Origin of the sequence: Salinispora cortesiana, from assembly GCF_000484695.1 — a bacterium.
GTDB lineage: Bacteria > Actinomycetota > Actinomycetes > Mycobacteriales > Micromonosporaceae > Micromonospora > Micromonospora cortesiana.
In genome coordinates, this window is the sequence record NZ_AXVR01000093.1 from 1 (window position 1) to 9,520 (window position 9,520).

At 71.1% G+C, this 9,520-nt stretch carries 9 protein-coding genes and 1 pseudogene; 8 read left to right on the forward strand and 2 right to left on the reverse strand.

What is annotated here, in order from left to right; genetic code table 11:
* A pseudogene (locus K228_RS0123070) lies at positions 1-673 on the reverse strand (M23 family peptidase); the annotation flags it as partial.
* Positions 670-1,095, reverse strand: coding sequence for a hypothetical protein (locus K228_RS0123075; protein ID WP_029723921.1), 426 nt, complete (start codon positions 1,093-1,095; stop codon positions 670-672). The gene K228_RS0123075 and the pseudogene K228_RS0123070, both read right to left, overlap by 4 nt.
* A gap of 377 nt (positions 1,096-1,472) precedes the next feature.
* Between K228_RS0123075 and K228_RS0123080 the strand changes: the two genes are divergently transcribed.
* Genes K228_RS0123080 through K228_RS0123115 form a run of 8 tightly spaced genes read left to right on the forward strand, consistent with a single transcriptional unit; the run spans position 1,473 to position 9,382 of the window.
* Positions 1,473-1,850 (forward strand): hypothetical protein, encoded by a 378-nt coding sequence (locus tag K228_RS0123080; RefSeq protein ID WP_245603567.1) that lies wholly within the window; start codon positions 1,473-1,475, stop codon positions 1,848-1,850.
* Positions 1,847-2,137 carry a hypothetical protein gene (locus K228_RS0123085; RefSeq protein WP_025620525.1) on the forward strand — a complete coding sequence of 97 codons (291 nt, stop codon included), beginning with the start codon at positions 1,847-1,849 and terminating at the stop codon, positions 2,135-2,137. Before K228_RS0123080 ends, K228_RS0123085 begins: the two co-directional genes overlap by 4 nt.
* Positions 2,138-2,146: 9 nt before the next feature.
* A complete protein-coding gene (locus K228_RS0123090) occupies positions 2,147-2,887 on the forward strand; it encodes a DUF8175 domain-containg protein (RefSeq protein WP_025620526.1) in 741 nt (246 codons plus the stop codon).
* Between the two features lie 45 nt (positions 2,888-2,932).
* Positions 2,933-4,192, forward strand: a complete 1,260-nt coding sequence (locus tag K228_RS0123095) for a hypothetical protein (RefSeq protein ID WP_245603568.1) — start codon at positions 2,933-2,935, stop codon at positions 4,190-4,192.
* Positions 4,189-5,658, forward strand: a complete 1,470-nt coding sequence (locus K228_RS0123100) for an SCO6880 family protein (protein ID WP_025620528.1) — start codon at positions 4,189-4,191, stop codon at positions 5,656-5,658. Before K228_RS0123095 ends, K228_RS0123100 begins: the two co-directional genes overlap by 4 nt.
* 9 nt (positions 5,659-5,667) lie before the next feature.
* Entirely contained in the window at positions 5,668-7,143 is a 1,476-nt protein-coding gene (locus K228_RS0123105; RefSeq protein WP_025620529.1) for an ATP/GTP-binding protein, read from the forward strand.
* A complete protein-coding gene (locus K228_RS0123110; RefSeq protein WP_025620530.1) occupies positions 7,140-8,921 on the forward strand; it encodes a type IV secretory system conjugative DNA transfer family protein in 1,782 nt (593 codons plus the stop codon). Before K228_RS0123105 ends, K228_RS0123110 begins: the two co-directional genes overlap by 4 nt.
* A complete protein-coding gene (locus K228_RS0123115) occupies positions 8,918-9,382 on the forward strand; it encodes a DUF4913 domain-containing protein (protein ID WP_025620531.1) in 465 nt (154 codons plus the stop codon). The genes K228_RS0123110 and K228_RS0123115 overlap by 4 nt, the downstream gene beginning before the upstream one ends.
* Positions 9,383-9,520 lie beyond the last annotated feature (138 nt).

Genomic DNA, 9,520 nt, shown 5'->3' on the forward strand with positions numbered 1-9,520 from the left:
CCCACCCACCCGGGCCCACCGGCACCGGACCGAAATCATCAACACCGCACGGAGCGCTCGGCGCCCCACCACCGATGTCCTCGATGCTCCCCAGCCCCAGCACGTGCGCGGCCAACTGTTCGGCGGCGGCCTCCCACTTCTGGTACGCCTCCGGGTACGCCGAGCGCTGCACGGCCTGCGCCGCGTCGGTCAACCGCATCCGCTGCCAGCCCTCCACACCGGCCAGCGCCTCGTAGAACTTGCGGGCCGCGTACTCCGGCGTCATCCGATCCCGCACACTGCCCCACCCCGGGCGCTGTTGGAACAACCCGACCGAGTCGTGGTCATGGCCCACCCCCTCATGCGGCAGGGTCAGCGACTCCGGCACCGTGGAGTTGGCCAGGTTACGCAGGCCAGACTCCTGCATCGCGGTAGCCAACGCGATGACGTAGCCGCGCGGCGGCACCTCGCGCGCCGCTCCAGCCGACACGATCGCCGCGGCGTGCGCCGCCTGGGTGCCGTCCCACGACCCGGTGCCCGGCACCGGCGCACCCGGCGCGGACACCACCTCACAGGCCGCCGCCTCGGCCTCGGCTAGGCCGAACATCACCATCGGCAGCACCACCATGCCGCCGCACATCAACCCCACCACCGCCACCACCGCGACGATCACCATCATCGGCCGCCGCGTCACTGGCTCACCGCCCGGACAAAGTCGACCCCGGTCGCCACCCACCGGCCATCAACCCCGGCGAGCGTTACCGTCACCGTGCCCGCATCAGTGGGCACCTCAAACGTCGCCGCGCCGTCTGCCGGTGCCTGCGTCGCCACCGGCGGGCCCGTCACCCGCGTCGCCGGCACCCGCGCCGGATCAACCGTGCGCAACAACGCGGCGAAGCCGGCATCGCATAGCGACGCGAGCCCCTGCCACCACACCGTGGCCGGCAGGTCAGGTCGCGCCCACGCCGCCGCGAAGTGCGCCGCGACCGGCGTCGCCTGCGCGGCAGGTGGCGGCGCAGGCGGCTCCGCATGGTCGTGGTCATCATGTCCCGGCTGTTCTCCCACCGCTGATGCCGCGGTGGTTGCCGACGCCACAGTGGCCGGATGATCCGACACCGGTGCGGACGATTGCGGCGGCCCCGTCGCACAACCCGCCACAACGGCAACCGTGACTATCCCGACCGCACGAGCGATCACCCACTGCGCACGCACGTTGACTCCCCCCGCTTGCCATCGCCCCTAACGGAGCCATAACAATAGATCCATTCGGAAACGCAGTGCTACGGTCACGTGCTCGTGGGTGACGAGAGAAGCGCGGGGGAGAACATCGAGTGACGACGCGAACACGTTTGTGGAGTCGAAACGCGACACCTCCGCCCATACGACAACCCGGACCCACCCGGAAACTGCCGATCCGAGAGGTGCCCACCACTCTCCGAGAATTGCCGCCCGTGTGGTGGGTCGGATGCCACGGCGGTGCGGGAACCAGCACCATGGCCCGCTTTATCGGTGGCTTCGACTTCGGACAAGCATGGCCACGACCGGCCACGATGCCCGCCGCGAATGTCGTGCTGGTCTGTCGCGCGTCAGCGCAGGGCGTCTGGGCGGCCGTCGGCGCGGTTGAGCAGTGGCGGATGGGATCGACCGGAGCCAGGCTCGCCGGCGTCGTCGCGGTCGCCGCATCACCACGGCGCCCCCCACGCATCGCCACCGAACGTCTGCAGCTCCTACGCGGGTGGACGCAACGCATCTGGCACATCAGCTGGATCGAGGCGCTCACCGCCGCCGACGACCCCACCGATGTCGGCGTGCCACCCGACATTGAGGCACTACGCCACGCCATATGGCCATCCCTGGAAGGGACCCGATGACTCTCGACCAGATAGACCAACTGCTGCTCGCCTGGACAGCCGTTGACGTGCCCAACCCTGGCGGCGGCACCGCGCCGCCCGGCGTGGGAGACAAGATCCTCACGCTCCTGCAGTGGGTGGCCTACCTAGCCACCGCCGCGTGCGTCGGCGGAGTGCTGTACACCGCGGCGAAGATGGCCCTGGCCCACCGCCGCGGCGACGACACCAACCTCGCCCAACTGGGCTGGGTATTCGCCGCCTGCATCCTCATCGGCAGTGCCTCCACGGTCGTCGGAGCCCTGATCTAGGAGACCCGAATGTCGCAGCAACAGGACTTCGCCGACCGCCCTCCATGGACCAGACCCGCATTCATCGCCTCCGCGACCCTGGTGCTCATCGTCATCGCCGCCGGCGCCCTGATCGCCGTCCTCGGCGCCGACGACAGCCGTGACAACAACGCCGACGACACACCACCGGCCAGCCCGGCACCGGCCGATCCCGCACCGAGCCCAGACCAGGCGCTGCCCACCGCGATTCCCACCACCGCACCGGACGGGGTCCGGTGGGAGCTGGTCGGTCCACTGCCCGTACCAGTCAGTGACACCGCCGGCCCGACGCAGATCACCGACACAGGCGCGTCCGGCTTCGCGCACACCCCCGAAGGCGCCCTGATCGCCGCCGCCCAGATCAGCACCCGAGCCAGCTATTCCCTCGGCCGGGAGCACTGGGAGCCCACCCTGGAGCACCAGTTCGTGCCCAGCCCCGACCGGGACCGGATGTTGGCCACGCTGCGCAACACTGACACCAGCCCGTCGGATCCAGGCTCCCTGAGCCACATCGCGGGATTTCAATACCTGTCCTACACCCCGGACACGGCCGTGATCGGACTCGTGCTTCGGGTGCCATCGGCCGGGACACCGCGCTATCACGTCCTATCCACGACCCTGCTCTGGCGTGACGGTGACTGGCGAATGCAGGCACCGCCCGGAGGCGCATGGGCCTCCGTCAACCGTGTCACCAACGACCTCACCGGCGTCGTCGAATGGGGGGCGAGGTAGTTGCCCTGCAACCCACTCGACCCGGGCTGCATCATCGGCGAGGTCGTGGACAGCACAGCCGGCCGATTCCTCGATGAGCTGGCCGAGCAGGCGTCCAAAGCCGCTGCGGAGATGCTCGAAACAGTCGTCGCCGGATGGCTGTCCATCGACACCCCCAGCACATCGGAGTCCTGTCGCCTTAACGCGGCAGGCGACGAGCTGGTCTGCGATGGCGTTATCGGATACTTGCGCGCCTACACCAACTGGGCGGTCGCCGCGATCGCGGTCTGCGCGCTACTCGTAGCGGCGATCAAGCTGGCCCTGAACCGTGATGGCCGCGATGCCGGATCCGTCGGCAAGGGCCTGGCGGCGATGGTCGTGCTCGCCGGCGCGGGAGTGCCAGCGGTGCGGTACCTCATCGAGATCGGCGACCAGTACTCCACCTGGATCCTCAACGCCTCCGCCAACGACGACCTCGGGGAGCGCCTCCTCCTTCTAGCTCCTGCCGCCAGCCAGGTCGCCACGTCACCGCTGATGGCCATCGGTATCTCTCTCATGCTGTTTTTAGCCACGATGGTGCAGCTGTTGCTGCTGCTGGCCCGCAACGCCGGGTTGATCCTGCTAGCTGGGCTGTTGCCGTTGGCCGCCTCGGCGGGGATCTCCGGCTCCGGCCGGTCGATACGCGACCGGTACCTGACGTGGCTGCTCGCCCTGGTGCTCTACAAGCCCGCCGCCGCCACGATCTACGCCACCGTGTTTTGGCTCATCGGTGAGGGCCAGAGCATCACTGACATGCTGACCGGCCTGGTCATGTTCATCATGGCCATCGTCGCGCTGCCGGCCCTGATGCGGCTGATTGCACCACCGGTAGGCGTCTTGTCCAGCGGTGGGGGCGGCGGCGCTGCAATCGCCGCCACGGCCGGCGCGGGAAAGCTCGCCACCGGCGCGGTGCGCCTGGCCTCCGAGACCGGCAACCGTCCCGCCGGAGACGGCGGTACGCAGTCCAGTGCCGGAGGCCGCCCGAATGGCGCCGGTCCCGGTACCGCGCGTCCGGCCCCCCAACCGTCCAGCGGCGGCCCAGCTCCTACAGCCGCCATCAGCGGCACGGGTACGGCTACCAGCACGGGCACGACCGCGGCTACGGCGGGCACTCAGGCCGGGACCACCGCCGCGGCCACCAGCACCAGCTCGACCGCGGCGGCCGGCGCGGCGGGACCGGCCGGTCTCGCCGCCGGCGCGGGGGTAACGGCGGCCAAGGCCGGGCCGGCTGCGGTGCGCAAGGTCGGCGGAACAGCCTCCGGAGCGATTGATGGTGAGCACACGTGAGTAGCGGAGTCCAGGAACGCACCAGCGGGCAGCAGCGCACCTACGGCAACTGGCGGTTGGGGCGCGGCGCCGGCCTGTTCGGGCTGGGCCCGGCCGGCACGATCGCCGCATTCGCGGTCATGGTGCTGTCAGCCGTGATGCTGCCGGTGTCCACCCTCGCGGCGCTGATCACCGCAGTCGCCGGGCTGCTGGTCCTGGCCCCCCTGGCCGTGCGCGTGCACGGGCGCACCGGCTTCCAGACCCTCGCCGCCCGGGTGGCGTGGTGGCAGGCCCGCGCGCGCCGCCACCACGTCTACGTCTCCGGGGTCGCCTCCCGGGTAACCGCCGCCCACCAACTGCCCGGGGTGCTGGCCCGCAGCGAGGTGTATGAGGTGGAGACCGGCCGCTCCGGAGTCGTGGCCGTGGTCGTGGTGCCACAAAGTCGGCACTACACCGTCAGCCTGCGCTGCGCGCCAGAGGGCATGGACCTAGTCGACCAGTCGGTCATCGACGCCCGCGTCGGGCACCTCGCCTCGTGGCTGTCGGCGCTGGGCCGCGAGCCGCACTTGGTGCAGGCGCAGATCACCGTGGAGACCACTCCGGACCCCGGTACCCGCCTCGCCGCGGAAGTCGCCGCCACCAGCCGCCCCGACGCCCCGACGCTGGCCCGGCAGGTCCTCGACGAGGTCGTGCGCTCCTCACCGGCCGGGGCGGCGACCGTCGACACCCGGGTGTCGCTGACCTACACCGCCCCACCCGGCCGGACCATGTCACACGAGGACGTGTGCCGGGAGGTCGCCGCGCGGCTGCCGAACCTGCACGCTGGTCTCACCGGCGCCACCGGCGCCGGCATCAGACCGATGGCCGCGCGCAGCCTCGCCGGCGTGCTCCGCGCCGCCTACGACCCCGCTGCCGCGGTCGACCTCGCCCGCGACCCGCACCTGACCCCCGACTGGACACACGCTGGGCCCGTGGCGACCCGGGAGGGCTGGGACGCCTACCGGCACGACTCCGCGGTCTCGCGTACCTGGTGCATGACCGAAGCGCCCCGCGGAGCGGTGGACTCGCGGCTGTTCGCCCGGCTCACCGACCCGGACCCGCAGCTGCTACGCAAACGGGTCACCATGCTCTACCGGCCGTACTCCCCTGCCGAGGCCGCTCGTCTCGTCGAGTCCGACAAACGCGACGCCCGGTTCCTCGCCGGCAAAAAGCACCGGCCCAGCGCCCGCGACCTGACCGACCTCGCCGCCACCGAGCAGGCCGCGCAGGAGGAGGCCACCGGCGCCGGCGTCACGCGGTTCGCGGTGCTGGTCACCGCCACCGTTGCCTCTGAACAGCAGTTGGAGGAGGCCACCGGTGTCATCCAGGCCCGCGCCGGCGAGGCCCGGCTGACGCTGCGGCCGATGTACGGCTGCCAAGCCGCCGGGTTCGCCGCCGGACTACCCGCCGGCGTGGTCCTGCACACCCACGCCACGATCCCCTTCTAAGGACCCGGCATGAGCCCACCCCGCGCCCCCCGCCCACCCGGACGGCCCGGTAGCCGCCGGCCCGGCCGTCTCGGCCACACCGGTCCCGGCGGTGGCACCTGGTCCTACATTGAGGCACCCACCGAATATCGGGGCACCACCGTGCAGGTCTGCGGCCTGTTCCCGTTCGGCACCGGCGCCTCCAGCCCGGCGATCGGCGTGCCACTCGGCCGGCACCTCTACACCGGCTCGGCCGTGTGCTTCGACCCGATCTCCTGGTACACCCGCGCCCGACTGATCAACAACCCGTCGGTGTGGATCGAGGGCGAACCCGGCATGGGCAAGTCCACCGCGGTGCGGCGGATGGTCCTCGGCCTCACCGCCCAAGGCGTCACACCGCTGATCCTCGGCGACCTCAAACCCGACTACGCCGCCCTGGTCCGCGCCCTCGGCGGGCAGGTCCTGCGCGTCGGGCCCGGCCTGGACCGGATCAACCCCCTCGACGCCGGCCCATGGCGCAACGTGCTGGACCGCGTCGACAAGCGCACCGGCGCCGTTGTGCGGGCGGCGGTCACCGACCGGCGGCTCAACATGCTCGTCGCCCTGGCCACCCTCGTGCGCCGTGGGCCTGTGACCTCCGACGAGACCACCGTCCTGTCTGCGGCGCTGCGCTACCTCGCCGCCCGTGAGACCGACACCCAGCCCGTGCTCTCCGACGTCCTGGCCGTCATCCGCGATGCCCCCGCCGACGTCCGCGCGGTCACCCTCTGGCAGGCCGACGAAGACCTGCACCGGTTCCGGGAGGAAACCAACGGGCTGCGCCGCACCCTGCTCGCGCTGCTGCATGGCCCCCTCGGCGACACCTTCGAGGGGCAGACCACCACCGCGATCCGCCTCGACACCCCCGCCGTATGCGTGGACATCTCCGGGATTGACGACACCGACGAACTGCGCACCGCCGCGACGCTGCTCTCCACCTGGTCCTACGGGTTCGCCCAGGTCGACGCCGCGCACCTGATGGCCGACCTCGGCCTCGCCCCCGCCCGCACCTTCTTCACGGTCCTCGACGAGCTGTGGCGGGCCCTGCGGGTCGGGCACGGCCTGGTCGACCGCGCCGACGGCCTCACCCGCCTCAACCGCCAAAAGGGCACCGGGACTGCGTTCATCACCCACTCCCTAGCCGACCTTGAGGCGTTGCCCACCGCCCACGACCGGGCCAAAGCCCGCGGCTTCGCCGAGCGGTCGGCAGTGCTGATGATCGGGCCCTGTTCCGAGCAGGAACTCGACGCCGTCTCCCGCGTCCGGCCGCTCTCACACGCCGAACGCCGGGAGGTGCTGTCCTGGTCGGCGCCACCATCCTGGACCGCCACCGAAGGCAGCGAGACCGTCGGCCGCGGCAACTTCCTGATCAAGGTCGGGTCCCGGCCGGGTATCCCTGTGCACCTGGATCCCACCGACACCGAGAAGGACCTGGGTAACACCGACTTCCGCTGGACCATGACGTGAGCCGCCGCCCGGCCGGACCTCGCGGTGGCCACGACGATGCCGGACTCATCGTCGGCGCCATCTCCGCCCTGGCCCTGGCCCTCGCCACCGCCGCATGGCTACCCGTCGCGCTCGTGCAGCCCCCCGGCTACACCGGCGGCGGCCCCATCCACGTCACCGCCGCCGTGCTGCGCGGCGACATCACCTGGACCACCACCTGCACCCTCATCGCCGCCGCCGAAGTCGCCGCCCTGGTGCTGCTGACCACCACGGCGGTGGCGGCCTGGCGGTGGGCACGCCGCCGCCGTACCCGCGTCGATGGCGCCGCCCGTAAAATGGCCTCACGCGCCGACCTGGCGCACCTCGGACCCAAAGGCGTCGCCGACAGCGGCCGGCGGCTGCGCCCCAGCCTCGCCGGCGTCACCCGACCCGACCCCGACCAACTCGGCGTGCTCATCGGGCACACCGTCGCCGGCGGCATGCCGCTACGCCAATCCTGGGAGGACATGGCCGTCGACATCTGGGGACCACGCACCGGTAAAACCACCAGCCGGGCCATCCCCGCCATCGTCGCCGCCCCCGGCCCCGTCCTGGTCACCAGCGTCAAAGGCGACATCGTGGATGCCACCCGCGACATCCGCGCCCATCGCGGCACCGTGTGGGCGTTCGACCTCCAACACATCCTCGGCGCCGGCCAGCACATGTGGTGGAACCCGCTGCGCGCGGTCGCCACCGTCACCGACGCCCGCCGCCTCGCCGAACACTTCGCCGCCGCCGAACGCGACCCCGGCGTCAGCCGCGACGCCTTCTTCGACCCCAGCTCCGAGGAACTCGTGGCCAACCTGCTGCTCGCCTCCGCCGTGGCCGGCCGCGACATCCTCACCGCCTACCGGTGGGCCGTCAGCCCCCGCGACGACGAACCCGCCACGCTGCTGCGCGAACACGGCTACGACCTACCCGCCGACGCCGTCGCCGGTGTGGTCAACATGCCCGACAAAACCCGCGGCGGTATCTACGCCGGCGCCCAAAAAATGCTCATGTGCCTCACCGAACCCGCCGTCACCGCCTGGGTCACCCCACCCACCCGCGGCGGCATCCGCGAGTTCGAACCGGCCGCATTCGCCACCAGCACCGACGTGCTGTACCTGCTGTCCCAAGGCGGACCCGGCTCCCCCGCACCCTTGGTCGCGGCCCTCACCGACGCGGTCCTGCGCGCCGGCGAGCTACGCGCCCGCGCCTCAGCCGGCCGGCGCCTCGACCCGCCGCTGCTGAGCATCCTGGACGAGGCCGCCAACATCTGCCGCCTCCGGCAGCTACCCAACCTGTACTCCTACTACGGCTCCCACGGGTTGCCAATCATCACGATCCTGCAGTCCTACCCCCAAGGCATCGACGTGTGGGGCCGTGAGGGCATGCGCAAACTTTGGTCCGCGGCAAACATCCGCACCTACGGCGGCGGCGTCGCCGACCCCGACTGGCTCGAAGAACTATCCAAACTCATCGGCGAACACGACGTCACCACCCGCTCAACCAGCAGCAGCGGCACCGGATGGGGCCAACGATCCGTCTCCCACGCCACCCGCCGCCAACGCATCCTCGACATCTCCGACCTACACGCCCTACCCCGCGGCCGAATGATCGTCTACGCCTCCGGCGCCCCACCCGCGCTCGCCCGCACCGCCCCCTGGCAAACCGGCCCCCACGCAGCGGCTATCCGCGCGAGCATCGACCACTGGGCCCCCCACAGCCACACCGACTGGACCCTCACCCCCCACACCCCGCCGGAGCCCATCACATGACCACCCCGGCCCCCGACCCAGTCGCCGACCTGACCACCCTGCTCGACCAACTCGCCGGCCCCGACGAACCGGCCCCGGAGCAGGACCAGGCGGCAGAGCCAGAGCCGGCCTTCCGCGACGTCGACCAATTCGTCGCCGGCTACCTGGTGCATGTCCTCGAACGGCGCATCGCCTCCGGACCCACACCCGGCATCACCTGGTGCCCCCGCTGGTGGGCCCACCCCGAAGCCCTATCCCGCCTCTACGCCCTATGGCGAGCCTGGGAAACCCTCCGCATCAACGACCCCGGAACCGGCATGAGCATCTGGTGGCGCGACCACCTCGACCCACACCTCGCCGCCCTGACTGCCGACTACGGACCGTTCAACAGGTGCGGCCCGACCAAACACACCGAACCCCGGCCTCTGCCGGTCGAACCCGCGCCCCAAGAGGTACTCGCCCAACTTCCCGACGCATACTGACTCTGCCCGTAGTCACGACAACCAGGTTGGCCTAACAGGAGGTGCTAGAAGTGACCAATGACTCGCCAGTCTTCAAGTCTGACAGTCACCTGAGCGCAATCGTGCACTGGTCGCACCACCGCAACGGACGGGCACATT

What these genes read in the sequence shown, in the direction of transcription:
- K228_RS0123080 (WP_245603567.1), top strand. Translation starts at nt 1,473, where the DNA reads ATGGCCCGCTTTATCGGTGGCTTCGACTTCGGACAAGCATGGCCACGA.
- K228_RS0123115 (WP_025620531.1), top strand. Translation starts at nt 8,918, where the DNA reads ATGACCACCCCGGCCCCCGACCCAGTCGCCGACCTGACCACCCTGCTC.
- K228_RS0123105 (WP_025620529.1), top strand. Translation starts at nt 5,668, where the DNA reads ATGAGCCCACCCCGCGCCCCCCGCCCACCCGGACGGCCCGGTAGCCGC.
- K228_RS0123085 (WP_025620525.1), top strand. Translation starts at nt 1,847, where the DNA reads ATGACTCTCGACCAGATAGACCAACTGCTGCTCGCCTGGACAGCCGTT.
- K228_RS0123090 (WP_025620526.1), top strand. Translation starts at nt 2,147, where the DNA reads ATGTCGCAGCAACAGGACTTCGCCGACCGCCCTCCATGGACCAGACCC.